Raw genomic sequence first — 25,245 nt, 5'->3', positions numbered from 1 at the left:
GGTTGGCAATGATGATGAAGCAATACCTGCAAGTGACCAAGCCGGGCATCATCTTCGGTAACCTCATCTCGGTTATCGGCGGATTCCTGCTGGCGTCCAAGGGGAGCCTGGATGTGCCCCTGTTCATCCTGACCACGGCCGGTGTCTCACTGGTGGTGGCCTCCGGTTGTGTGTTCAACAACTACATAGACAGGGACATCGACTGCATCATGGAGCGCACCAAGAACCGCGCCCTGGTGAAGGGGCTGATCGCCCCCGGCGTCTCGCTCTGGTATGCGAGTGCGCTGGGCGTTGCGGGCATTGCACTGCTCTACTGGGCGGCCAATCCGTTGGCCGCCTTGCTGGCAGTGCTGGGCTTCATTGTCTATGTGGGGGTTTACAGCCTCTACATGAAGCGTCACTCCGTCTATGGCACCCTGGTCGGCAGCCTCTCCGGCGCCGCGCCACCCGTCATCGGCTACTGCGCCGTGAGCGGTCAGTTCGACTCGGGGGCCCTGATACTGCTGGCGATCTTCAGCCTGTGGCAGATGCCGCACTCCTATGCGATTGCCATCTTCCGCTTCAAGGATTATCAGGCGGCCAACATTCCGGTACTGCCGGTGGTGAAGGGGATTGTCGTGGCCAAGCACCACATCACCCTCTACATACTGGCCTTCATGGTGCCAACCTTGATGCTGTTTCTCGGCGGTTATGCCGGTTACAAGTATCTGATCGTGGCGACGGCGGTCAGCGTCTGGTGGCTGGGCATGGCGCTGTCGGGTTACAAGCAGGCGGTCGATGACTCCCTCTGGGCCCGCAAGCTGTTCATGTTCTCCATCGTCACCATTACTTGCCTGAGCGTGATGATGTCGGTGGACTTCCAGCCGGACGCCGCGCCCGTGCTGGTGAGCATGCTGCCGTGATCCTGACGCGGACATGTTCTCCATCGTCGTCATCATCTTCACTTGCCTGAGCGTGATGATGTCGGTGGACTTCCAGCCGGACGCGACGCCGGTATTGGTGAGCATGCTGCCCTGATGGTCCGTGTCTCCAGCCCCCAAGGCTGTGATGCAACCCAGGAAAATCAATAGAATCCAGAGCCGGGAACCTTCCCGGCTCTGTTATTATGAGGCCCGCCCTCTGGGGCGCATTGTCGGCTTTTTCGGGTGTGGCGTGCCTTGTCATCCGCCCCTTTTCTCTTCTCTCTCTTTGACCTATCGAGGCCATCATGAATGATTTCACCATGACGAGGGGCGAGCGCCGCGCCACCTGGGCGCTCGGCTCCGTCTTCTCTTTGCGCATGCTCGGCATGTTTATGGTGCTGCCGGTGCTGACTACCTATGGCATGTCACTGGCCGGCGCCTCCGAAGCCCTGATTGGTCTGGCCATCGGCATCTACGGCATGACCCAGGCGCTGTTCCAGATACCGTTCGGCCTGCTCTCTGATCGCATCGGCAGAAAGCCCTTGATCGTCGGCGGCCTGCTGATGTTTGCGTTGGGCAGCGTGATCGCGGCACTGACTCACTCCATCTGGGGTGTCATCCTCGGCCGCGCCTTGCAGGGCAGCGGTGCCATCTCGGCCGCCGTCATGGCGCTGCTGTCGGATCTCACCCGTGAGCAGAACCGCACCAAGGCGATGGCTTTTATCGGGGTGAGCTTTGGTATCACCTTCGCCATTGCCATGGTGACGGGCCCCCTGATTACCCATGCGCTGGGGCTCTCCGGTCTGTTCTGGCTGATAGCCTTGCTGGCCCTTGGGGGCATTGGCATCACTCTCTGGCTGGTGCCGACGCCGACCAGTCATCTGCTCAACCGCGAGTCCAGCATGGTCAGGGGAGGGATGCGCACCGTGCTTACCAACCCGCGCCTGCTCAAACTCAACCTCGGCATTTTGTGCGTCCATACCCTGCTGATGTCGAGCTTCGTGGCGTTGCCGCCACTGCTGGAGCAGGCCGGTCTGCCCCGCGACAGTCAGTGGCAGGCCTATCTGGTCACCATGCTGGTCGCCTTTGTGAGCGTGGTGCCGTTCATCATCTATGCCGAGAAGCACCGCCAGATGAAGCGGGTATTCCAGGCTTGCGTGCTGGTGATGCTGATCGCCGAAGTGGTGCTGTGGCAGGCCGGGTTGCAGCTGTGGGGCCTGCTCGCCGGGTTGCAGCTCTTCTTTATCGGTTTCAACGTAATGGAGGCCCTGCTGCCATCCCTCATCAGCAAGGAGTCCCCCCCCGGTTACAAGGGCACCGCCATGGGGGTCTACTCCACCAGCCAGTTTATTGGCGTGGCTCTCGGTGGCAGCCTGGGCGGGCTCTTTTACAGTCTGGGAGGCGGTGCACTGGTGTTTGGTTTCTGCGCCCTGCTGGCCCTGATCTGGCTCGGTGTGAGCCTGACCATGCAGGAGCCCCCTTATGTGAGCAGCCTGCGCATCGTGCTGCCGGAAGGTGTGGAGGCGAGTCCGGCGCTGGAGCAGAAGATCCGCGCCTGCGATGGGGTGAGCGATGTGATGCTGGCCAGCGCAGAGCGCTCTGTGTACGTGAAAATCGATGCCAAGCGCCTCACTCGCCGGGATCTGGAACAGTTGATCGCCGCCTGATCTCTTTGTGCCATCGATAAAGAAGCCCGCCAATTCGGCGGGCTTCTTGTTTGGTTTTTTATGAGTCAGGGCAAGTGCTCAATCAGCCTTGCAGCTTTGCTCCCGCATCAGTGTTTGCCTGTCGCCCAGCAGCAGGGTGCTGAGGGCCTGATTGGCACATTGGACACTGCCCAGCTGAACATGGAAGTTGCTCTGCTCGACTCTGACCAGACGGGCCGCCTGCCCAAAGGCGGCCTGCATCTGGCGCGTATTGCTGAAAGGGGTTATGGGGTCATACTCTGCCCCCAGTACCAGTGCCAATGATCCAGCTGGGAGCTCAATCTCTCCGGCGTCCACAGTGGGCACTGGCTTGCGGGGATAGGGCCAATCTGCACAGGCATGGAAGCTGTTATCCAGCATAAAAGCCCCCGCACCTTGGAAGCTGGCATCTTCCGGATCCAGATCCTGCCAGCGGTAAGATTGGCCGTTGTCGGTGCAGTGAATGGCGGAGAAGAAGGGACCGCCCATGATCTCCTCGTAGGGATTGTTCCCCTCTTGCTCTTTGGCGAGACGAGCCAGCAGTTCGCTGGCATCGTCCTGCAGCCAGAACGCCAGCTGGTCGTAGCCCTCTTGCCCGGTGAGCGCATCTCCCATGACCGCCTCCCACTGCTTGTGATCCAGAGTATTGCCTTGGTTATCGACATACAGGCCCTTGTCGCGCACCTGCCGGGTCACCTCCACGCTGCGTTGCAGCGCCTGGGCGCCAAAGCGCCAGTTGAAGACACGGCCCGCATTAGCGGCATCCTCTTGGAAGATGGCTGGATAGCGATCCTCGCTCGGCGACATGGAAGAGTCGACGATCACATCGGCCACGTGGCTCGGGTAGCGCTGGGCGTAGAGAGCTGCGAGGCGGGTGCCATAGGAGAAGGTGAGGGGAGTGATCTTGTCATGCCCCAGGTGTTGGCGCAGGCGATCAATGTCCTGCACTATGGCCTGGGAGCCCAGATGGGGGGCGTAACGACGAAATGGCTCGTCGCAGCGTTCCAGTATCAGTTTGCTGAGAGCCTTGCCGTGATCGCCGCTGTTGTTCAGCGCCGACAGGGTGCCCTTGTCCCGTTCAATGAATAATCTGGCGAGCTCGCTTGGGGTCATGTCAGGTTTGACGCCGTCTTTGTCTTTTAGCAGGCAGCTTCTGAGCTCGTGTCCTAGTGCACTGTAACCAGCCCCTCTGGGGTCCATGGTGACGATATCGTAATGTCTGAGAATGTCAGGATCGGCATTGCGCAGCGCGGTGAGCAGGGGGCCCATCCTCGGGGTTGCTGAATCGGGGCCGCCCGGGTTGAAAAAGAGGGTGCCGTGATAGCCGCCGGTGGCGCGATAGTGCACATAGAAGAGATCGATAGTGTCACCCTTGACCTTGCGGGTCTCCTGCTTGACCTGACCCAGGTCGATGCCGTTTGACCAGGAGGGCGTCGAGAACCGGGTTGTGCTATCTGACCAGGAAGGGGATGAGAAGCGAGTCGTGTTGCCGGAGAGGAAGGAGCTTGCTGTGGTGGGCGCAGGGCGCTTCTCCCATTTGGTCTGTTTGACATCGACCCACTCCTTGTCGTAATCCAGCGGTACTGTCAGGTAGTGGCAACTGAGCTGACTGGCGATGTCATCTTGCTGCCACTCTTGCTGCAATTGGCGGCAGACGGCACCTGTGTCATAGGCGGCGGTGATATGTTGCCCCTTGAAGGGAGGCTCCTCTTTCTTTTCCAGTTCGCAGCCCGCCAACAGGGTGGGTGCCAGTAGAGAGATCATCAGCGTGTATTTCATCGTTTGTTTCCATCGTATTGCCTGAACAAGCGGATGGTAAGCGAATGAACAAGATGAAATGCAGTGATTAATTGTGTGAAAATATTGCTGTTGTTTATATCAAAAATAAATGAAAGGCATTAAATAAGAATATAGATAGTAACTGTTGTGTGCGGAACCATTATTTTCAATTTTATCACCCCTGCGTTATTAATTTAAAATGTGTAATTAAACAACAATTTAGGTGATTTTTTTTGGGTTTAGTTACCTTGTCTGCCAGGTTGCCAATATAGTTTTCAATATAGGCGACTTGATGATAGCCGCTATCTGCGGCTGCTGTTGCAGCCTGTATTTTGGTTGCCTTTTCGCCACGCTGGCGGCCTCTTGCTTTGGATGATAAATAATATAATAGTGAGCTGTCGCCATCCGGGCGAGAGCGGACCAAATAAAAATGCCCACTCATGAAGTGGGCATGTTTATTTTCTGGCCGAGTGCTGGCTATTAGCGCTCCAGCAGGGGGGCGGAGCGGTAACTCCAGAGGCCATAGGTGCGCAGCGCATCGCGGTAGATGCCGAGCAGTTCGCTGTCGCTCACCTTGGCCAGTGCCGAGAGCGGCTTGTCCGGGTAGCTGACGCTGTCTATCTGGATCCCGGCGGGACCGCTCTGCCAGCAGGCGATCTCCAGCAGGGTCTGGCCTCGGCGCACGTGGCTGGCCGAGCTCACCAGGGTCGCATACTGGATCTGGTGACGGGCCAGGGCATAGCCGCTGTAGAGGGCATTTTCCACCGTGCTGGTGGCGTAGTTCTCCTCAATGATGCGCGAGCGATCTACCCCTTTCTTTACCAGCCAGTGGGCCATCAGCTTGCCTTCGGTCTGGCGGTTCTGGGGCACACCACCTGTCAGTATGATCAGCGCAGACGGATTGGCCTGGGCCAGGGAGCGGGTGGTCTCCAGCCTGCCCAGCAGGATCTCGTGCATGCTGCCATCCGGGTTGAGGGCATACCCCAGGGTGACGATGGCTTGCCGCCCCTTTTTCTTTTCCCGGCCCTGACGCTCCTTGAGCGGAGTGGCATTGACTCTGTCGATGGTGTCGAAGATGCGTTTCAGATCGGCGGCGCGGCCGCTGTTGAGCTCGCTCACCCGCTTGAAATAGTCATCAGCCTTGCCCTGATTGCCTTTGAATCGCTGCCAGGTGGCGAGATAGGTGTTCAGATCCAGATCGTCTGGCGCCGTGCTGAGACCCTGCTCGAACAGTGTGATGGCCTTGTCCACGTTGCCGTTGTAAATCTGGGCGTTGGCTGCCGAGATCAACAGGTCGGTGCGGTAGGGTTCGAGTTGATAGGCTTGCAGCAGCAGTTCTGTGACCTGCTCCATGTTGCTCGGCATCTTGGCGGTGAACCCGGCAGTGGAGATGCGAGCCGGCGACTTGAAGACCTGCCAGGCATCCGCCAGCAGTTGATCAACCACCTGGCGCTTGCTGATGTACTGATCGTAATTTTGCTCCTTTTGCAGGGAGCGCACAGGGGCCGCCCAGGCATCGGAGGGGATAAACACTGGCAGCGCCAACAGGCTGGCCAGAGTCAGGGCAATCGCATTTTTCTTCATCATGGCGTTCCACCGAGGGTTAAGGGCACCAAGCCATTCCATCACCCGTAGGGGCTTTTTCAATAAAAACATCAACTTGGTGATTGCTTACTCTACTCCCTTTCAGATGAAAAAAACGTGAACCGCTTCGGTTATCGGGGGATGGGCTGTGGTGGTGCGGTCAAAGAGAGCAGCAAGGTCTGTGATGCAGAGCAAGAACCAATACCCATGCAGATACCGGGGCAGGGTGTGCTTGTCACCTGCCCCCCGACGTTTTGCCGGGGGGACGTGTTTTCGGTGCCGAGGTCACTTTGGCTTTGCAACCTTGTCGAACCAGGCTTTCCACTGGGGGACTGCGGTGGCGAAGGTGCCGCGATGGGTGGTCGGGCCGGTCGAGATGGCCTCGACGTTCTGGTTGCCCGATCCCATGGATTGGGCATACATCATCGCCATGCGACCGACTCCCGGTGTGATTGCCTCATCGGTTTCCCCGTAGTAGTTGCGTACTGGCGACTGTATGACCCAGCGGTAGGCGTGTGCTGAGCCGATCAGCTTGCCGAACGCCGAGTTGGCAAAATAGTGAGGGTCGAAATAGGCAGGGCGGATCAGCTTGTGCAGATCCGTGGTGATGTCGGACGGATTGAAGGGCTCTCTGTCATAGGCCTTCTTGGCAATGTCGTAATACTCGTCGGTCAGCAAGGAGCGGGCGAGCCCGGGTATGCCGTAGTAATGCTCGTAGGCAAAGGATGAGAGGATCATGATGCTGTTGAGCCAGACGGCATCGAACTTGCGCGGGTAGACCAGAAAACCCTGCATCAAGGCGTAGACATCCAGCGGTGCGCTGGCGGTGGCGGCGCCGTCGACCTTGACCCCGGCCGCTTCGAGTTTTTCGAGGAAGGCCATGGTCACGAAGCCCCCCTGTGACCAGCCCGCCAGAAACAGCTTGTCGCTGACGATCTGCATGTGGGCGAGTACGGCGCGGCTGGCCATCAGCAGATCAAATGTGGCCTGTTGATGGCTGCCCTTGACCATATAGCCTTCCGGTTCGGTCGAGGTGCCGAGGCCAAAGTAGTCGGCACCGATGAGCAGGTACCCCTGACCCGCGAACTGCGCGATCATCAACTGGGTTTCCGGTGACTGATTGGCAAAGGAGGGCACCTCATTGTGACCATAGACGGTGCCGTGCTGATAGGAGACGGTCGGAAAGTCCTGGCCACCGGTGTCAGGCACAGCCAGCAGGCCAGAGGCCACTGTGGGTTTGTTGCCCATCTCGGGGATGACGGAGTGGTAGCTGATGCGATAGAGGCGCACGGCATTGCGTGCGGGTGTATACGAGACAGTGATGCCGGCAAAGGCCGGTGTGTCACGGGTCAGGATCTTGTTCAGCTGATCTTGATCCCAGCGTGCAATCAACTGGTATTGGATGCCTGACGTTACCTGAATCGGCTCGCTCTGTTGAGCAAACGCCGGTGACACGCCTATGTGCAAAAGCAGGGTAAAAATACCGAGACGAATCCAATTTCTCATCCTGAAGACTCCATTTTCCAGTAAAGATGCGCAATGTGGCGCTGTTCATTGCACGGCTTTCTGCGTCTGCAGGGCCTGGGTGTGCCAGTGTGAACACAAGGCAGAGACAGAGCCTGACCACCGTCAGTTTATTCCTGTTAGCCAGCCCAGTGTGATCCATCCGCGCCATGGATGCGACCCCCTTGAGGCTTGATTGCTCACTGCTCATGTCAAGGGCGAAGCCCGAAAGGGACAGCTGCGCGTGGTGATAATCGGTTCCCGATCATCCAATGGCCTGTTTGTTGATGGCACCCGGCATCTGGAGGGGGGGCGACTCACAATACAAGGCGAGGCCTGCCTGGTCAGGCTGATGCACGCTTCTGCAGATGGGGGCGATGATATGGCGGTTGGCGCTTCACTCCTGCGTTGCATTGAAAATGTAGGGATTGAAATAAACGGAGGGGCCCTCGGCCCCTCCTGTTGCACACCAGATAAGGGGGCCTCGTCAGGCCACTTTGCTGCCTGCCAGGGTGCGGGCCAGCAGCCCTTCCGGGTTGTGGATGGCCTCTCTGGTCTTCACATCGATAACCTCGATATTGGCGAAGCGCTCCCGGTTCTTGATGGCCACATCGTGGGCCAGGATGACACAGCGAGCGTTGGCTACGTCCTTGGCGCTAATGCGGTTGATGATGCCGTTGGCGCCCTGGGTCTCTACTTTCAGCTTGATACCTGCCTTGGCGGCCGCCTTTTGCAGGCTCTTGGCGGCGAGGAAGGTGTGGGCCACGCCGGACGGGCAGGCGGTGATGGCGAGCACGTCCGCTTCCCCTTCCGCTTCGATGATCTGATAGCCGCTATCGTCGGCTGTCACTGTCTCATACTCTGTCACCGGCTTTTTCAGCAGGTTGACGATAAGGGCCGTGGTCAGGGCGCCGAGCACAGTTCCCAGGATATAACCCATCTTGCCTTCCACCACAGGCAGCACTATCCAGCCGCCCCAAGGGGCATGGTTGATGCTGTGCATCATGAAGCCGGTAATGTTGCCGACGATGCCGCCCGCGACGATTGCCGGAATGACCCGCACCGGGTCGGCGGCGGCAAAGGGAATGGCCCCCTCGCTGATGCCGATCATGCCCATGATGGCGGCCGCCTTGCCCGCTTCACGCTCCTCCTTCTTGTAGCGACGGGGGGAGAGCAGGGTCGCCAGCGCCATGCCGAGCGGTGGCACGCAGATGGCGATGCCGACCCCGCCCATCAGCCAGGGCTGGGTGTTGACCTGGGTCTGGGCGAACAGGGTCGCTACCTTGTTGACCGGGCCGCCCATGTCAAAGGCGGTCATGCCACCCAGGATGGCGCCCAGCATCACTTTGCCTGAGCCCGCCATGCTGGAGAGCCAGTGGTTCATCCCCTCCATCATGGCGGCGATGGGCGCCCCTATCACCCACATCACTATGCCGCACACCAGGAAGGTGCCGATCAGCGGATAGATGAAGATGGAACCCAGCGAACTCATGGAGTCCGGTAGTTTTATGCGTTTGAGCTGATTGACAATGAGGCCAGCGATAAAGCCCACCAGGATGGCGCCGAGAAAACCGGTGTGGAACTGCTGCACCGCTATCCAGGAGCCGATCATGCCCGGCGCCAGACCTGGCTTGTCCGCCATTGAATAGGCGATGTAGCCGCCGAGCACGGCGGTAAACAGGGTGAGCCCGGCGATGCCCATGTCCGCCATGTCTTTGAGCACGCCCGCCTCGGGCACGGCGCCCTTGCCGCTCATCATCACCGAGAGTGACAGCAGCACGCCCCCCGCCACTATGAAGGGGATCATGTGGGAGGTGCCAAACAGCAGGTGCTGCTTGAGGGTATTGAGCTGGGCCTTGATGCTGCGATCCTGGGGCTCGGGCGCTTGGACTCGCGGTTGAGCTGTTGCCTCGGCGCGCACCGGCTGCTTGCCGGCAACGCCGACAGGCGCCGTGGCCGCCAGCAGTGACAGCACCTCGGCCTTGTTGGTGGCCGCCTGCATCTGGGGGATAAAGCCGGGTTCCAGCAGCTTGGTGGAGAGCTCGGCCAGCACCTCGATATGGTGATTGGCGCCGCCCGCCGGGGAGGCAATCATGAAGAACAGTCTGGAGGCCAGCCCATCTTCGGCGCCGTAGTCGATCCCCTGCCGGCTGATGCCGATGACGATGGCGGGCTGCAACACGGCTTCGCTTTTGGCGTGGGGCAGGGCAACTCCCTGTTCAAAACCCGTGTTGTCGAGGTTTTCCCGTGTCCAGAGGTCGCGCACGAACTGATCCTGATTGCCTATCTTGCCGCAGGCTTTGAGCCGGGCGGCCAGTTCGACAAACAATCCCTGCTTGTCGTTGGCCGCTATGTCGAGGCAGATCAGTCCTTCATCTATCAAGGTGGTGAGCATAGGTGTCTCCTGGCTCTGCGAGCCCTGGTGATATGAGTAACGAATGGAGCAAACGATTGACCTGCCTATTGTTTCGCCCAAGCCATGTCACCGAAATCGGATATATGTGCCCTTTACTGGATTTTTGTGTCAATGCCCCGGCCCTGTGAGCAGGCTCGCACTTTGATTGTCAGGTGAGCGCTGGGCTGAATGGATTTAAATCTGTTTAAAAACAAGGGCTTGATTATTTCTCTGGAATGATGGGCAAGAGGCGTTGCGGCTCCGCCCTCTTGCAAAAGGGGAGGTTGGGACGGGGTTTTGAACCCTTTAACCGTCTCTTGAATGTGAGCCGTTTGGCAAAAGTGCTGCCGGGGAGGGGGATCTTCTTTTGCTGCCTATGTCTGTACTGGTAAGCCGGCTCAAGGAAAGGAAGCCAGGCATAAGCAGTCGTAGGGGATTGGCCGCCTTGGGTATATGCATAGCCCCTTGATATTGCAGCACAATCCGGGTGGGCAGAATGGTCCTCTGCCGGCTTGGGGAGCATGGGCTGCATGGCTTCATAAGAAGCTATCACCCATTTTTTAGATTGGTTTATAGATAATCAATCGCTTATTTCGTTGGGCAGTTATGGGGATCGGGGTGTCTGACTAGGTGAGCAGGTTGGCCAATAGCGCCGTCAGCCAGTCTTAACCTTGTCATGCTAACCCAATGATGTAAGGAGACATTCTGATGGAAACACTTGACCAGAAGATCGACACCATGCGTGAAGAGTTCAAGCAACAGGAGCTCAAGCAGGCCCACGACAAGTGGCAAGCCAGAGTCGATGAACTGCAACAGATACGGGCAGGGGAACGGCAACCGGATGAACTGGATGAGTAGCCGCTGATCCTGTCACTGGCCGATAGCCAAGCCAGTTGTCATCGTCATCAAGCAGAAAAGTACAACCCCCACAGCCCGCAAGGGAGGTGGGGGTTTTTATTAGTCAGGTGGTACACGTCATGCAGGGCAGGCTAATGGTGAAGATGATTTCCAAAGAAAAACAACAAGGGCCATCAGTGATGGCCCTTGTGCGTTTATTCACTCATTGAACCTGTGCCGGGTTCACGCCTTAGCAGCGGTTGCCGGCGCGGGCGACCCGGCCTTCGGCCAGCAGCTGGTAGTGGCCGGTGGCAGCAGGGACAAAGGCGGACTGACCCTTCTCGAGGCGCAGCATCTCGTCGCCCTGCTTGAGCGTCGCAGTGCCATCGATGGCAAACAGGATCTCGGCACTGGCGGTGGTGAGCTGATGCTCGCCTGCCGGATAGACGCTGAAGGTGAAGTCCGGCACCGGCACATCGAAGTGCTGTACGGCACCCTCTACGCGGGGGGCCAGCAGGATCTGGTCATCTGGCTTGGGCAGGCAGCGGGTGCAATCCAGCAGCTCGGCCACGTCTATGTATTTGGGAGTGAGACCGGCGCGCAGCACATTGTCAGAGTTGGCCATGATCTCGAGGCCGGTACCGCGCACATAGGCGTGGGGGGTGCAGGCATCGAGGAACATGGCCTGACCCGGCTGCAAGGTCACGACGTTGAGCAAGAGCGGCGAGAAGAGTCCCACGTCCCCCGGGTACTGGGCGGCCAGGTTGGTGATGAGGGCAAAGATCTCTTCATCCTGATGTGCGCTGGCGTAGGTTAGCAGGCCAGCGAGTGCCTCATCTTTGCGCTCATCGCTGAGGATCAGCAGCTGGTGGAAGAAGTGCTGCAGGCCAGTTTCATTCCGTGACTGGCGCAGCGCCTCGGCCAGGTCGGTCAGCACTGGCAGCGCCATGCGCTCGAACAGCGCCAGGATGGCGGGAATGGCACGAAAGCCGTTCATCGCCTGATAGGGGGTGAGGGCAAACACCAGCTCCGGCTTGTGATTGGGGTCTTTGTAGTTGCGATTGCCCGCCTTGATGGGGATGCCAGCGGCTTCTTCTTTGGCAAAGCCCGCTTCGGCCTGGGCTTTGCTCGGGTGTACCTGGATGGAGAGGGCCTTCTCGGCGCACAGCACCTTGAACAGGAACGGCAGGCTGCCGAAGCGGGTGACGGTGGCCTCACCCAGCACGGCGGCCGGGGCGGCATCGATCACCACCGAGAGCTTCTGCGTACTGCCCGCCAGGGTCACCTCGGAGCAGCCGTTGGGGTGGGCGCCCATCCACAGCTCGGCCTGGGGTTTGCCCGTCGGATTGGAGATGCCAAACAGTGTGGTGAGGGAGTCATGGCTGCCCCAGTCGTAACCTTGAATCGGATTTTGCATTAACAAAAAAGAGGGCAGATCGCGACTGCTCATAAGGGATGCCTCATTTAGTGTGAAGAAAGTCGGGTGAAGAAAAGGGTGGCATTGCTGCTGTGGGCCGGACTATAACATGGGCGGTTGTGGCCGCAGCAACCGCTTGCCTCTCTCTATTTGATCAGGATCAGCATGTCACTTATCTTCAGCCAACTGCTCGATGGCGCCCTTCATGAGCAGGCCCCTTTCGAGCAGATCTGGTTTGCCCAGGATCAGGGGGTGCCGCCCGGTTTCAGCTATCAGGTCAACTTTCCCCGCCTCGAACTGGTGTTCAGCGGCGAATACCTCAACCAGGTCTGGGACAAGGAGCTGGGCTGCAAGGAGATAAGCGTACTGCCGGGACAGGCGCTCTACATACCGCCCAATGGCTGGAACAAGCCACTGTGGACCACGGACTGCTCGGTGTTGAGCCTGCTGTTTGGCAAGCGCCAGCTAGGTTTCAGTCTGGTGAGCAAGCGGCGGGAAGACCCCGATTTTTTCGATGTGCAAAAGCACAGCATAATGGCGCGGGCCGGTCATGTGATCGAACACATACTGGCGGCGCTCAACGTGCTGACCGAGGATCCCGGCCGCTCCCCCACCGACAACCACCTGTTGCAGGCGTTGCTCACCAGTGCCCGCCAGCTGCTGGCGGAATCCGCCGCCGAGCGGCCAAGAGGGGCAGACCTGTTTCATGGCATCTGCATCTATATCCAGGAAAACTTTCACCGCCCCATCACCCGCGACTCCATCGCCCACCGCTTCAACGTCTCGGCCAGCCATCTCTCCCACCTGTTTCGCGAGCAGGGCCACATGCGCCTGGCCGATTACATCAGCTGGGTGCGGATCGACAGGGCCAAATTCATGCTGAAAAAGTACCGCTTCCGCCTTGAAGAGGTGGCGAGCCGCTGTGGTTACAGCGATGTGAACTATTTTTGCCGGGTGTTCAAGCAAAAGACCGGGCTGACCCCCTCACAGTACCGCTCCCTGAGTCAGCCGCAAGGGCAGGGGGATAGGCTGGTGGTATGAGTCATGCCGCCGTCTGGGCCCGAGTACAACAGGGTTGGATGGTGCCGAATATATGCAGGGGCGAGCGAGCCGGTCGCATTGTGATCCAGTACTCGACTATGGTCTGACATGCGTGCTCGCCATTTGATTATGAAAACGAATGGGCTAAGATGGCCGCGCGCAACTTACAGATTGATAACAAACGGAAGTTAGGAGATGCCGATGGAAAGCAAAGTAGTTATCCCGACCCAGGGCCAGAAAATCACAGTCGATGCCAACGGCAAGCTGCAGGTTCCCAACCATCCGATCATTCCGTTTATTGAAGGGGATGGCATCGGTGTGGACGTGACCCCGGCCATGTTGAATGTGGTCAATGCTGCGGTCGAGAAAGCCTACAAAGGCGAGCGCAAGATCGCCTGGATGGAGATCTATACCGGCGAGAAGTCGACTCATATCTATGGCGAAGGTGCCTGGCTGCCGGCCGAAACCCTGGATTTCATTCGTGAATATTGCGTGGCCATCAAGGGCCCGCTGACCACCCCGGTCGGTGGCGGTATTCGCTCCCTCAACGTGGCCCTGCGTCAGGAGCTGGATCTCTACATCTGCCTGCGCCCGGTCCGTTACTACGAAGGGACCCCGAGCCCGGTCAAGCGTCCTGACCTGACCGACATGGTGATCTTCCGCGAAAACGCCGAAGACATCTACGCCGGTATCGAGTGGAAGGCGGACAGCGACGAAGCCAAGAAGGTGATCGCCTTCCTGCAAAACGAGATGGGCGTGAAGAAAATTCGCTTCCCCGAGTCCTGCGGCATCGGCATCAAGCCCATGTCCAAGGCCGGTACCGAGCGTCTGGTGCGTGCCGCCATCGAGTATGCCATCGACAACGATCGCGACTCCGTGACCCTGGTGCACAAGGGCAACATCATGAAGTTCACCGAAGGTGCCTTCAAGGATTGGGGCTATGCCCTGGCCCAGAAAGAGTACGATGCCCAGCTCATCGACGGTGGCCCCTGGTGCTCCTTCAAGAACCCGAAAACCGGCAAGACTATCGTGGTCAAGGACGTCATCGCCGATGCCTTCCTGCAACAGATACTGCTGCGTCCGGCCGAGTACGACGTCATCGCCTGTATGAACCTCAACGGTGACTACATCTCCGACGCCCTGGCCGCTCAGGTTGGTGGTATCGGTATCGCGCCGGGTGCCAACATCGGCGACGGTGTGGCTCTGTTCGAGGCGACTCACGGCACTGCGCCCAAGTACGCCGGTCAGGACAAGGTCAACCCGGGTTCGCTGATCCTCTCTGCCGAGATGATGCTGCGCCACATGGGCTGGGTCGAAGCGGCCGATCTCATCATCAAGGGCATGGAAGCGGCCATCGCCAACAAGACGGTCACCTATGACTTCGAGCGTCTGATGGAAGGCGCCACCCTGCGCTCCTGCTCCCAGTTCGCCCAGGACATGGTCGATCAGATGTAAGCGGTAAGACTAAAATGCAAAACCGGCGCCATGAGCGCCGGTTTTTTATCGGTGAAGAGTCAAGTGGCTTACTGCGCTTGCTCTGCGTGTTGCTGATAGCGCTGCTGCCATTTGCTGCTTTCGGCTTCGTCACCCTGGGTCTGCCAGAACTCGCAGATGGAGTTGGCGAGCTCGGATGCCATGGCGTGATCTCCATCGCGGCGACTCATCAGATATTGTCCCAGCCAGCTTTGATATTGTTTCATTGCCCGATCTCCTTATCTAAGGTGCTCTTGGGTGTTGCCCGTCTGGTAAAACAGCCTCTCGACTGCGACCAGACCTGACTCAACCAGGTCACTGTTTTTCTGCGCACCTCTGTTCGTTGTTATCACCGGATTGGGTGGCGATCTCGCCGGATAACGGTGCGAACTGGGCGCAGATGTCAAAAAACGGACCCTATCTTATCACAAAATAACCAACTTGGGGGGATTGGCAGCCGCAGGAGGAGACGTGGCGTGCTCATGTTCAAGGCAAAGGATGTGCCATCTTGCTGATCCATGAAGAGAAAAACCCGCCAGAGTGGCGGGTTTATCGGGTGAAAAAAGATCAAATTTTGGCGGTAGTCAGGTATTTTTCCATCTCTTCGGCGGGAACCATGCCGCCGCCGGTAGCCCATACCAGATGGGTGGCCCGGGCCAGAGTAGCGGTATCGAAGCCGCGATCCGCCGGCCATTCGCGATCGGCCGCGATGCGCCACGGGCCCGGCATGCCGGCCAGGGCCGAGGGTTCGAGTTTGATCTGCTCATCCCGCGCCAGCAGCCCCAGCAGGTCATACATCTCCTGATCGCTCAGGGTGTAGAAGCCATCGAGCAGTCGCTCCATGGCGCGGCCGACGAAGCCGGATGCACGCCCCACTGCGAGGCCGTCGGCGGCGGTGAGATTGTCGATACCCAGATCCTGCACCGCGATGTTATCGTGCAGACCGGTGTGGACCCCCAGCAGCATGCAGGGGGAGTGGGTGGGTTCGGCAAACAGGCAGTGGACATGGTCCCCGAACGCGAGTTTCAGGCCAAAGGCCACGCCGCCGGGGCCACCGCCCACACCGCAAGGCAGATAGACGAACAGCGGATGCTCGGCATCCACCTTGATGCCCATATCATCGAACTGCTTTTTCACCCGCTCGCCCGCTACCGAGTAGCCGAGGAACAGGGTGCGGGAGTTCTCGTCGTCGATAAAGAAGCAGTTGGGGTCGCGTTCGGCCTCCTTGCGGCCCTGCTCCACCGCCACCCCGTAATCCTCGGCATACTCCACCACTATTACGCCGTGTTCGCGCAACTTGCGCTTCTTCCACTCCCGCGCATCGGCAGACATGTGCACTGTGACGGTAAAGCCGAGCTTGGCGCTCATGATGCCGATGGACATGCCGAGGTTGCCGGTGGAGCCCACGGCAATGCTGTACTGGCCGAAGAACTGGCGGAACTCTTCGCTGAACAGCTTGCGATAGTCATCCTCTTCGCACAGCAACCCGGCCTTGATCGCCAGCTGTTCGGCATGGGTCAGTACCTCGTAGATGCCGCCGCGCGCCTTGATGGAGCCGGAGATGGGCAGATGGCTGTCTTTTTTCAGCAGCAACTTGCCGGTGACCTCGACGCCGTAGCGCGCATTGAGCGTTGCCTGCATGGCCGGGATGGCGGCGATCTCGGACTCCAGAATGCCCTTGCTGGCGCGGGTCTCCGGGAAGGCTTCGCACATGTAGGGGGCGAAGCGGGCAAGCCGGGCTGAGGCATCCGCCACATCGCTGCCATCCAGTCCCACATAGGGCAGGCCAACCGCCAGCGTGCTGGCCTTGGGGTTGAACCAGGTCACGGGCTCGAGTGCCATCAGGGATTGCACCAGCGGGAATTGGTTGGTGAGCTGTTGTACGTCGATGTTTTTCATAGTGTTCTCGGTCTTGTTACACGATACAGGAGAGCAGGAAAGTACCGGCCAGCGCCACCAGGGAGGCGACAAAGGTGGCGGTAGTGTAGTACTTGAGCGTTTCGTTCAGAGTGGCGCCGCAATACTGCTTGACCAGCCAGAACAGAGAGTCGGTTACCATGGTGCAGCCAATGGCGCCGGAGCCGATGGCGAGCGTCATGATCTCGGGGCTTATCTCGGGGTAGTGCACCATGATGGGGGAGACGATGGCAGTGGCCCCCATCATGGCGACCGTGGCCGAGCCTACGGCTGCGTGCAGCACTATGGCCACCAGCCAGGCCAGCAGGATAGGGTGCATGTCCAGCTGGGAGAGGATGGTCGCCAGGCTGTCCCCCAGGCCGCTCGCCTTGAGCACTCCGTTGAAGGCGCCGCCTGCCCCTATGATGAGCAGGATATTGGCGATGGAGGAGAAGCACTGCTCGGTCTGGTTCAGCAGCCCTTCCATCTTCATGTGCTGACGGATCCCCAGCACGTAGTAGGCGGTGAAGGCGGCGATAAACATGGCGGTGATGGGGTTGCCGATGAACTCCAGCAGGGTATAGAGGCTGCTTGCGTGATCCATGTTGAGCTCGGCCACCGTCTTGGCCAGCATCAGCAGTATGGGCAGCAGCACGGTGAAGAGGGAGGCACTTAAGGTAGGGAGGCTTGCCTCGTCGCGCGCCTCTATATTCGCAAAGGCGGCGGGTACCTCCTTGAACGGCACCCGTTTGCCGAGCAGCTTCAGAAACAGCGGGCCGCCCACCAGGGAGGCAAACAGCCCGACTGCGAGACCGTAGACGATGACGGAACCTATGTCGGCACCCAGCTGATTGGTGACGTAGAGCGCGGCCGGGTGGGGCGGCACTATGCAGTGCACGGCCATCAGGGCGGTGCAGAGCGGGATGGCCAGCATCAGCAGCGAGGTCCTGGTCTTGCGGGCGATGGAGAAGGCCAGCGGAATGAGCAGCACCACACCTACTTCGACAAACAACGTGATGCCGCACACCAGACCGACCAGCACCATGATGACCTGAGGCGAGAGCCAGCGGCACTTTTGCAGGGCGAGCCCGATGCGCTCCGCCGCCCCCGATACCTCCATCATCTTGCCGAGTATGGTGCCAAGGCCGATGACGGCGGCGAGAAAGCCTAGCGTGCCGCCTATGCCCTCTTCCATGGCGTTGACCATCTTGACCGGGTTCATCCCCATCATGGTGCCCACATAGAAGCTCGCCAGCAGCAAAGCCAGGAAAGGATGTACCTTGCCCTTCACTATGGTGAAGACAATCAGAATGATGCTAGTCAGCAAGGTACCGACGACCCACACTTCAGAATTCATACTGCGCCTCTATGTGTCATGAGTGATGATGTAGGCGCCTATTGAATGAAAATGATGGGCGGCTGACAAATGATGAAAATGGCGTCTTGAGTGAGGCAGATTGATGCAAAGGTGCCACATTCATCACATTTATCTTCTTTGATGAAATTTGAGTTGTGGGGCTGCATCCAAAGACGGAATTTCTGGCTATCATCTGTGCGTTTTTTGGGGCGAAGAGGCGTGCCAGATGTATACCGAAGACAACTACGTATCGAGAAACAAGCTGCTGAACGGTTATCAGCTCTCCAAGCTGCATACCTTCGAGGCGGCGGCCCGTCATAGCTCGTTTTCCCTGGCGGCGGATGAGCTGGCGCTGAGCCCGAGTGCGGTGAGCCACAGGATCAGTGCGCTGGAAGAGGAGCTTGGTTTCAAGCTGTTCCAGCGCTTTCACCGCAAGGTGATGCTGACCGCAGAGGGACAACGAGTCTTCTGGGCGCTCAAGTCATCGCTGGAGTTCATCAATCAGGAGATCCTGGAGATCAAGCATCAGGAACTGTCCGGTTCCCTGACCGTCTACTCCCGCCCCTCCATCGCCCAGTGCTGGCTGGTGCCCAGACTCGCGGATTTTTCTCGCCTGCATCCCCAGATCGATCTCAACGTCATGACAGGGAACGAGAACATCAATCTGCACGGCTATGGTATAGACCTGACGATCTATTTCGATGACAAACTCCCTGAGCGGCTCGCCATCCACCCGCTGATGGATGAGTACATGGTGCCGGTCTGCAGCCCCGAATATGCCGAGCAGCATGGGCTGCTGGACAATCCTGACCACTTGCCTCGCTGTCGCCTGCTGCACGACAGGCAGGCCTGGGGCTATGACTCGGACAGCGACGAGTGGAGCAGTTGGGCTCGCCAGTGCGGCATCTCCCTCGATGCCTGTCGGTCGAACATGGGGTTCGATCGCTCCGATCTCGCCATTATCGCCGCCATGAACCATGCCGGGGTCGCCATGGGACGCAAGAATCTGGTGAGCAAGCGGCTGGCCAGACATGAACTGGTTGCCCCTTTCCCTGGCATGGAGGTGCGCTGCGAGCAGCGTTACTACATAGCAACCTTGCCCAACCGTCAGTGCCCCAAGATCCAGGCCTTTGTCGACTGGGTCTGCGCCCAGGCACAGGAGACACAATAAGCGGCAGGGACAAGCGCCGTTTTATTCCTCGTCTAGCGTGCAGGATGGAGGGCGAACACCTGGCATAAAGCGGTGTAGATGGCAGTAGAGGAACCGGAGAGTTAGGGGGAGGGGTTACATATCAGCTATTTATAAGAATGATTTGTCAGTAAAGGCTCAATCGTTCGATACGGAGTGGAAACAGGATACAAATAAAAAGGGCCACTTCTTGCGAAGTGGCCCTTTCCAAACGTTTGGTGGAGCTGGGGGGATTTGAACCCCCGTCCAAAATTACTACATCCTCGGTACTACATGCTTAGTCACTCTTTACATTCGCCAACCCGCTGCGGAGAGACACGCCACGAATTGACTAGCTCGATTGGTTTTAATGCTTCCGCCCCGAGCAGGACTTCCACACGATCCTGTGAAGGATGACCTTCCGATTCCCTAGGACACAGGCAAGCTAGGGTAGAAGGGCTCTATGCAGGTTATTAAGCTGCTAGTGCGTAGTTTTCGTCGTTTGCGACTATTTTTTTGCGGTTTGTTAACGAGGCCTACCGCACCTCGGCATGCACCTTGGGTTTCGTGAATCTTGTCGAATCCAGAATCAGCCCCAAGTTGTCAAAAGCGATTGTACGCAAAAATCCTGTCATGGCAAGGCGTTGATAGCAATCGACCGGCCTTGGCCGGTCGATTGCTGGTTTATTGGACGCCGCGCAAGCGCTGGCGGCGCACAATCAGCCGCGATGCTTGTTCTTCATGATGCGGGCTTTCTCCCGATCCCATTCGCGGGCCTTGGTGTCTTCCCGCTTGTCGTGTTCTTTCTTGCCTTTTACCAGGCCGATCTCGACCTTGACCCAGCACTCTTTCCAGTAAAGTGCCAGCGGCACTATGGTGTAACCCTGACGGGCAGTCAGGCTCTCCAGCTTGTCGAGCTCATGGCGGCTCAGCAGGAGTTTGCGGGTGCGAGTCGGGTCACATACCACGTGGCTGGAGGCGGCATTCAGTGGCAAGAAGGTGGAGCCGAACAGGAAGGCTTCGCCTTGCATGAAGATGACATAGGCTTCGCTGATGTTGGCCTTGCCCGCCCGCAGGGATTTGACTTCCCACCCTTGCAGGGACAGACCGGCTTCCACACGTTCTTCGATGAAGTACTCGTGACGGGCGGTTCTGTTGAGTGCAATGGTGCTGGACCCGGCTTTGTTTTTACTGTTCTTTTTGCTCATGACGGGCGCCTTTGGCAATGATTAGGAAGGCGCATTATACGTGGGTGGCGGCGGCTGTAAAACGCGCAACCGCTCAAGTGGCGGCTTTGTGAGCAGTTTCGGTGGTGATTTTGGCCGGGACGGTGATTTAGAGGTGGCGGCGGCGGTAAAACGCACAACCGCTTGAGTGATGGCATTGTGAGCAGTTTGGGTGGTGATGTTGGCCGGGACGATGATTTGTAGGTGGGTGGCGGCGGTAGTAAAACGCGCAACCGCTTGAGTGACGGCATTGTGAGCAGTTTCGGCGGTGATTTTAGCTGACAAGGTGATAAAATCGGCCCGATTGGATGAGGAAAACCCATGCCCCGTATTACTCGCAGTGCCCTGGTGATGTTCAGCGCCGAACAAATGTTCCGGCTGGTCAATGATGTTCACGCTTATCCGGAGTTTCTGCCCGGTTGTGTCGGCAGTCGCGTTCACGAAACCGGCAATGACTACATGACGGCCTCGGTGGATGTGGCCAAGGCGGGAATTGCCAAGACGTTTACCACTCGCAACCAGCTCGATGCCAACCGGCAGATAAAAATGGAGCTGGTGGACGGCCCCTTTAGCAAACTGGCTGGCTGGTGGACCTTTACGCCGCTGGATGTGGATGCCTGCAAGGTCGAGTTCGACCTCGATTTTGAGTTCACGTCCAAGTTGATCGAGCTGGCATTTGGCCAGATTTTCCGCGATCTGGTGGGTTCCATGGTGCTCGCTTTCTCCAACCGCGCCAAGGTGGTGTACGGTGTCTGATTTACTCAATATCGAGGTGGTGTATGCCCTGCCCGAGCGCCAGACGGTGCTGCGCATCCGGGTTGCCCCCGAGACGAGCGTGCTGGCTGCCATCGAGCAGTCCGGCATAGTGACCAAGCACCCAGAGATCGATCTGTCGGTCAACAAGTTCGGTATCTACAGCCGTCCGGTCAAGGGTTCCGAGTTGCTGCAGGATGGGGATCGCATCGAGATCTATCGTCCGCTCATTGCCGATCCGAAAGAGATGCGCAAGAAGCGGGCAGAGAAGGCCAAAGAAGAAGGGCGCGCCGATGTGGTGACTGGCGGCCGGCCCAATACCAACCGCAAGCGAGGGGAATAATGGCTCCCGTTTGTTCGTCATCACTCCCGGATTGACACCTGCAAGCCTCTGCTGTAACCACTGCAACCTCGATTATGTCAGGACTGCTGCCATGCAATTTACCGCTATTCATAACCAGCTGCTCTTTTATGTGGCAAACCACCATCAATGCAATGTGACTCAACTTGGTCGGTTCATGGGTCATACGCTCAAAGCGGCTGAGAGGACAGCATTGGCCGAGTTGGTCGATACCGAGATGATTCATCTGGAGCGAAACGGGATCTATACGTTGGCGACAGAGGGGTTCTGGTTTCTGCTCTATCTCTATTTCAGTCAGCCTCAGGCTCTCCCCGGTGACGTGCGCTTTTCCAACTGGAATTACATCGCCTATGCCAGGCTGTTGATGCAGGGAAAACAGGCAGTCTGGCATCAGCGTGAGTTGCGTGAGGCAGACAGGGAAGTGTTCGGCGCCATGGGCGCGACGCGAGTTTTTGGTTACCTGTCCCTCAAGTTACAGCAGGTGATTGCAAGATGCTGGCATGAGGAAGAGTTCCTCAATGGAATCCCTAGTTACTCTTGGGGAGAGCTGTGTTCGGAGGGGGATAGGCCAGTGATGGCAGATCAGCTCTCCTATATGCAGTTCGAGCAGGATTGTCTGCTGACGCTGCAGACGTCTGACTATCCGGGAGGTCCGAGCGAGCTTGTCGATTTGCTGCGTGGCTATAAAGGTGATGGGACTGGGCAAGCGGCCGCGTTGGAGCTGGCGTTGCTGACATGGCGTGTTCGTGCCAGCCAGAAGGGTTTTTTCCCCGGTGGTTTGACCGTGATTTGGTTCGGTCTGCTTGCAGTTGTGGGGGGAGATATCTTCAAGTGGCACAAGCAGGCGATGACATGGGCGAAAAAACAGCATCCCTGGCTGGTGGAACCCTTGTTGCTACTGGGCGAGAAAGGTCGGATGCCGCCCGCTATCTTGATGCGAGAGTGGCGTGGTCCTGTTGAGGCGTTTACTTCCCAACCTCACATAGCTTGGGGGCAACTGTGGCTGGTGCTCTGTTTGCTATGGCAGGCCCAGCAGTCAGGCGTTGATGTTGGCGACTTGGCAACCTGGCAAGTAGAGCCCCTTTTAGCGGCGCCCCCACAGCACCTGTTGATGGCGCTGTGTCAGGATTTGCTGCGTCTGCTGCTGGATAAGTCAACGTCCCTTGGCATCTTTGCGATTCATCGCCCTGCACAGTGGGAGCGTTGGCTCGCCAGCTTGCCATCGCCACAGCAGGAAGTAGGTAAATGTGAACGGCTGGTATGGCAGCTTGACAAGCGTGGCGACGAGCTGGTTTGCCGCTTGCAAAAGGAGAGTGTCAAAGGCGGCTGGAGCAGTGGTCGGGTGATTCACAACCTGTGGGATATCGACAACCTCTATCCCGAGGTGGCTGACGAGCAGGATCTGCGCATTGCTCATAGCATGCGGCATAACTACTACTGCGCCCCTGATCTCGGTACATTGCGGATATTGGCAGAACATCCCCGCCTGCAAACCAGTGATGGCACGCCCTTGGCCCTGCTGTTCAACTCACCACTGGTCACCATTGAAGAGCGTGAGGGTCGCTGGCAAGCGACCCTGATGAGCGACGGTAAAGCGGTATCGGTAACCAACCGCAAGAAAATTACCCCGATTGCCGCCGATCTGTGGCAAGTGGAGGCGGTGCCAGCCAAGGTGCAAGAGCTGTTGCCCCATCTTGCGCGCATGCCTGAACTGCCAGCCGAAGCGCTGCCTAAATTGGCAGATACCCTCAACAATCAACCCGAACTGGATTGGATCAGTGAGCATCCGGCGCTCTGCAGTCATACCCGGCTAAGCCCTTGCCCCATCGATGCGGTGATGTTGGCTGATTTGCAAAAAGAGACCCTGAACCTGCAGCTGGTTAACCAGTTGGCGGGGGGCAAGGCGATCCCCTTGGGGCTGGGGGCGGAATTCATTAAAGACTGGCAAGCCCCTCATCACTATTGGCAGCGGTCATTAAAGCAAGAGCGCGCCCTGACCAAAACAGTGGCCAAGGCGTTGGAATTGGTGGGCAAGGGCCCCTGGTCGCTGAGCGGCGTTGAGATGATCCCCATGCTGGAACGGTTCGCCGCCCTTGATGAACTGGGGGTTCGCTTGCAATGGCACAGCGACAGCCAGAGGATGCATCTGATTGGCGAAGAGGCGCTGACTCTGCGAATAGAGCAACAGCAGGAGTGGTTTGCCATCGACGGCGAATTACAGGTCGATCAGCAGCAGGTGCTCGATTTACGGCTGTTGTTGCGGCAAGTGGCCGGTGGCCGGCGCTATATCACCATTGAGGGTAAACAGGCTCAGCTGATGTTGAGCGAATCACTGCTGGCGCGGTTGACCACCTTGGCGGCGCTGGTGGATGACAAGCAGCAGGTCAGCCAGCGGCTGGCCTATCCACTGATGCACCTGCTTGAGCAGAGCGCGGTCAGCGGAGATGCAGGATGGCGCGGGCTGACCGACGCCTGGCGCCAGCAGGCCAGTTGTCCGGCCGAGCTGATGACATCGCTGCGCGATTATCAGCGGGTGGGGGTGCAGTGGATGGCCAATCTGGCACAGCACCGCTTCGGGGCCTGTCTGGCTGACGACATGGGGCTGGGCAAAACCATCCAGGCGTTGACCCTGCTTCGGCTTAGAAAAGAGCAGGGGCCTGCGCTGGTGATCGTGCCCACTTCGCTGTTGACCAACTGGTGTGACGAGGCGGCCCGTTTTGCCCCTGAGCTGACGGTACAGGTGCTCAATGAGCAGCAAGACAGGGGCGCAGCAGTGGCCAATCTGGGGCCGGGCTCCCTGCTGTTGACTACCTATGGGCTGGTGACCAGCCATGCCGAGCTTGGCGAGATTAAATGGGCCACCATAGTGGCCGATGAGGCGCAGCAGATTAAAAATGCCAGCACGGCGCGCGCCAAGGCGCTGTTCAAGCTCGATGGCGAGTTTCGACTCGCCTTGAGTGGCACTCCGGTTGAAAACCATCTCGGTGAGCTCTGGAGCCTGTTCAACTTTATTAACCCGGGTCTGCTTGGTAATAAAACCCATTTCAAACAGAGGTTTGGCAAGGCGAGTCGTGATCCGGCCCATCTTGCCCAGTTGAAAGGAGTTATCGCGCCCTTTGTGTTGCGGCGCCTCAAACGCGAAGTGTTGGCCGAGCTGCCAGAAAAAACCGAGATCGTTCATCACATCCAGCTCTCCGGGCCGGAACTTGCCCTGTATGAGGCGAGCCGGCGCGAAGCATTAAGCCAGATGGAGAGTGGTGAGGGGCACAACCTGATGTTGATGCTGAGCAACCTCACCCGGTTACGGCGTATCTGTTGTTCACCCGCCTTGCTGCTGCCCGATTGGTCGCAGCCACAGAGCAAACTGGATGCGGCGATGGAGCTGGCGCTGGAGGCCATCGACAACGGTCACCGGATCTTGATTTTCAGCCAGTTTGTCGATCTGCTGACCCTGCTGCGTCAGCGTTTGGCCGATGTGGCGCTCGATTACTGCTATCTCGATGGCAGTTGCAACACCAAGCAGCGGCAACAGGCGATCGCACGTTTTAAAACCGACGCGATACCGCTCTTTTTGATCAGTTTGAAAGCAGGAGGCACCGGGCTCAACCTGACTGAGGCCGATACGGTTATCCATCTCGATCCCTGGTGGAATCCGGCGGTAGAAGATCAGGCCAGCGATCGGGTTCACCGGATGGGTCAAACTGAGCCGGTCACCGTCTATCGATTAGTGTGCGAGCAGACGGTGGAAGAGAAAATTGTGGCGCTGCATGCCCAGAAGCGGGAGCTGGCCGAAGGCGTGTTGGGCGATCAGCATCAGGTGGCACAGATCGATGCTGAGGTGATCAAAAACCTGTTATCGGCGAACTGA

Annotated in this window: 19 protein-coding genes, 1 other RNA gene and 1 pseudogene; 10 read left to right on the top strand and 11 right to left on the bottom strand. The window is 58.3% G+C overall.

Annotation, left to right across the window (positions count from 1 at the left end; all coding sequences use genetic code 11):
* The first annotated feature begins 8 nt into the window (after positions 1-8).
* From cyoE to GWQ27_RS10850, 3 genes and pseudogenes are all read left to right on the top strand, one after another.
* Positions 9-902, top strand: a complete 894-nt coding sequence (gene cyoE, locus GWQ27_RS10860) for a heme o synthase (protein ID WP_275907343.1) — start codon at positions 9-11, stop codon at positions 900-902.
* Between the two features lie 13 nt (positions 903-915).
* Positions 916-1,017, top strand: a pseudogene (locus GWQ27_RS10855) (protoheme IX farnesyltransferase); the annotation flags it as partial.
* Between the two features lie 190 nt (positions 1,018-1,207).
* The gene (locus GWQ27_RS10850) at positions 1,208-2,569 is read left to right on the top strand and encodes an MFS transporter (RefSeq protein WP_275907342.1); all 1,362 of its coding nucleotides are present in this window, start codon (positions 1,208-1,210) and stop codon (positions 2,567-2,569) included.
* Positions 2,570-2,647: 78 nt separating this feature from the next.
* On the opposite strand, the gene GWQ27_RS10845 is transcribed toward GWQ27_RS10850, so the two are convergent.
* The 5 genes from GWQ27_RS10845 to GWQ27_RS10825 all read right to left on the bottom strand — a co-directional run bounded on the left by GWQ27_RS10845 (position 2,648) and on the right by GWQ27_RS10825 (position 9,848).
* The gene (locus GWQ27_RS10845; protein WP_275907341.1) at positions 2,648-4,366 is read right to left on the bottom strand and encodes an alpha/beta fold hydrolase; all 1,719 of its coding nucleotides are present in this window, start codon (positions 4,364-4,366) and stop codon (positions 2,648-2,650) included.
* 175 nt (positions 4,367-4,541) lie between these two features.
* A complete protein-coding gene (locus GWQ27_RS10840) occupies positions 4,542-4,808 on the bottom strand; it encodes a hypothetical protein (RefSeq protein WP_275907340.1) in 267 nt (88 codons plus the stop codon).
* A 38-nt stretch (positions 4,809-4,846) separates the two neighbouring features.
* On the bottom strand, positions 4,847-5,950 hold the full coding sequence (locus tag GWQ27_RS10835) for a YdcF family protein (RefSeq protein ID WP_275907402.1): 1,104 nt from the start codon (positions 5,948-5,950) through the stop codon (positions 4,847-4,849).
* A gap of 285 nt (positions 5,951-6,235) precedes the next feature.
* Entirely contained in the window at positions 6,236-7,456 is a 1,221-nt protein-coding gene (locus GWQ27_RS10830) for an alpha/beta hydrolase (RefSeq protein ID WP_275907339.1), read from the bottom strand.
* Between the two features lie 484 nt (positions 7,457-7,940).
* Positions 7,941-9,848 (bottom strand): PTS fructose transporter subunit EIIC, encoded by a 1,908-nt coding sequence (locus tag GWQ27_RS10825; protein WP_275907338.1) that lies wholly within the window; start codon positions 9,846-9,848, stop codon positions 7,941-7,943.
* Between the two features lie 708 nt (positions 9,849-10,556).
* On the opposite strand from GWQ27_RS10825, the gene GWQ27_RS10820 reads away from it, so the two are divergent.
* A complete protein-coding gene (locus GWQ27_RS10820) occupies positions 10,557-10,706 on the top strand; it encodes a hypothetical protein (RefSeq protein ID WP_021138017.1) in 150 nt (49 codons plus the stop codon).
* A 229-nt stretch (positions 10,707-10,935) separates the two neighbouring features.
* Here GWQ27_RS10820 and manA read toward each other — a convergent pair whose 3' ends face one another.
* Positions 10,936-12,135, bottom strand: coding sequence for a mannose-6-phosphate isomerase, class I (gene manA, locus GWQ27_RS10815; RefSeq protein ID WP_275907337.1), 1,200 nt, complete (start codon positions 12,133-12,135; stop codon positions 10,936-10,938).
* 132 nt (positions 12,136-12,267) lie between these two features.
* Between manA and GWQ27_RS10810 the strand changes: the two genes are divergently transcribed.
* Positions 12,268-13,143, top strand: coding sequence for an AraC family transcriptional regulator (locus tag GWQ27_RS10810; protein WP_275907336.1), 876 nt, complete (start codon positions 12,268-12,270; stop codon positions 13,141-13,143).
* 201 nt (positions 13,144-13,344) lie between these two features.
* Positions 13,345-14,598 carry an NADP-dependent isocitrate dehydrogenase gene (gene icd / locus GWQ27_RS10805; protein ID WP_005312750.1) on the top strand — a complete coding sequence of 418 codons (1,254 nt, stop codon included), beginning with the start codon at positions 13,345-13,347 and terminating at the stop codon, positions 14,596-14,598.
* Positions 14,599-14,666: 68 nt separating this feature from the next.
* On the opposite strand, the gene GWQ27_RS10800 is transcribed toward icd, so the two are convergent.
* The 3 genes from GWQ27_RS10800 to dsdX all read right to left on the bottom strand — a co-directional run bounded on the left by GWQ27_RS10800 (position 14,667) and on the right by dsdX (position 17,869).
* Positions 14,667-14,843 carry a hypothetical protein gene (locus GWQ27_RS10800; protein WP_005312753.1) on the bottom strand — a complete coding sequence of 59 codons (177 nt, stop codon included), beginning with the start codon at positions 14,841-14,843 and terminating at the stop codon, positions 14,667-14,669.
* Positions 14,844-15,183: 340 nt separating this feature from the next.
* On the bottom strand, positions 15,184-16,515 hold the full coding sequence (locus tag GWQ27_RS10795) for a D-serine ammonia-lyase (RefSeq protein WP_275907335.1): 1,332 nt from the start codon (positions 16,513-16,515) through the stop codon (positions 15,184-15,186).
* A gap of 16 nt (positions 16,516-16,531) precedes the next feature.
* Complete coding sequence (gene dsdX, locus GWQ27_RS10790; protein ID WP_275907334.1) at positions 16,532-17,869, bottom strand: D-serine transporter DsdX; 1,338 nt, start codon at positions 17,867-17,869, stop codon at positions 16,532-16,534.
* 226 nt (positions 17,870-18,095) lie between these two features.
* On the opposite strand from dsdX, the gene dsdC reads away from it, so the two are divergent.
* Positions 18,096-19,040, top strand: coding sequence for a DNA-binding transcriptional regulator DsdC (gene dsdC, locus GWQ27_RS10785; RefSeq protein WP_275907333.1), 945 nt, complete (start codon positions 18,096-18,098; stop codon positions 19,038-19,040).
* A 234-nt stretch (positions 19,041-19,274) separates the two neighbouring features.
* Here dsdC and ssrA read toward each other — a convergent pair.
* Both ssrA and smpB read right to left on the bottom strand, forming a co-directional pair.
* Positions 19,275-19,634: a transfer-messenger RNA gene (ssrA, locus tag GWQ27_RS10780) on the bottom strand.
* Between the two features lie 122 nt (positions 19,635-19,756).
* Entirely contained in the window at positions 19,757-20,245 is a 489-nt protein-coding gene (smpB, locus tag GWQ27_RS10775) for an SsrA-binding protein SmpB (RefSeq protein WP_005312834.1), read from the bottom strand.
* Positions 20,246-20,584: 339 nt separating this feature from the next.
* Here smpB and GWQ27_RS10770 point away from each other — a divergent pair, with 339 nt between their 5' ends.
* From GWQ27_RS10770 to GWQ27_RS10760, 3 genes are all read left to right on the top strand, one after another.
* On the top strand, positions 20,585-21,019 hold the full coding sequence (locus GWQ27_RS10770) for an SRPBCC family protein (protein ID WP_005312837.1): 435 nt from the start codon (positions 20,585-20,587) through the stop codon (positions 21,017-21,019).
* Positions 21,012-21,359, top strand: a complete 348-nt coding sequence (locus GWQ27_RS10765; RefSeq protein ID WP_059113643.1) for an RnfH family protein — start codon at positions 21,012-21,014, stop codon at positions 21,357-21,359. The genes GWQ27_RS10770 and GWQ27_RS10765 overlap by 8 nt, the downstream gene beginning before the upstream one ends.
* Positions 21,360-21,450: 91 nt before the next feature.
* Positions 21,451-25,245, top strand: a complete 3,795-nt coding sequence (locus GWQ27_RS10760) for a DEAD/DEAH box helicase (RefSeq protein WP_275907332.1) — start codon at positions 21,451-21,453, stop codon at positions 25,243-25,245.

This window comes from Aeromonas sp. 5HA1 (genome assembly GCF_029237245.1).
Classification (GTDB): Bacteria; Pseudomonadota; Gammaproteobacteria; order Enterobacterales; family Aeromonadaceae; genus Aeromonas; species Aeromonas salmonicida.
This window is presented reverse-complemented; position numbering and strand designations above follow the sequence as displayed.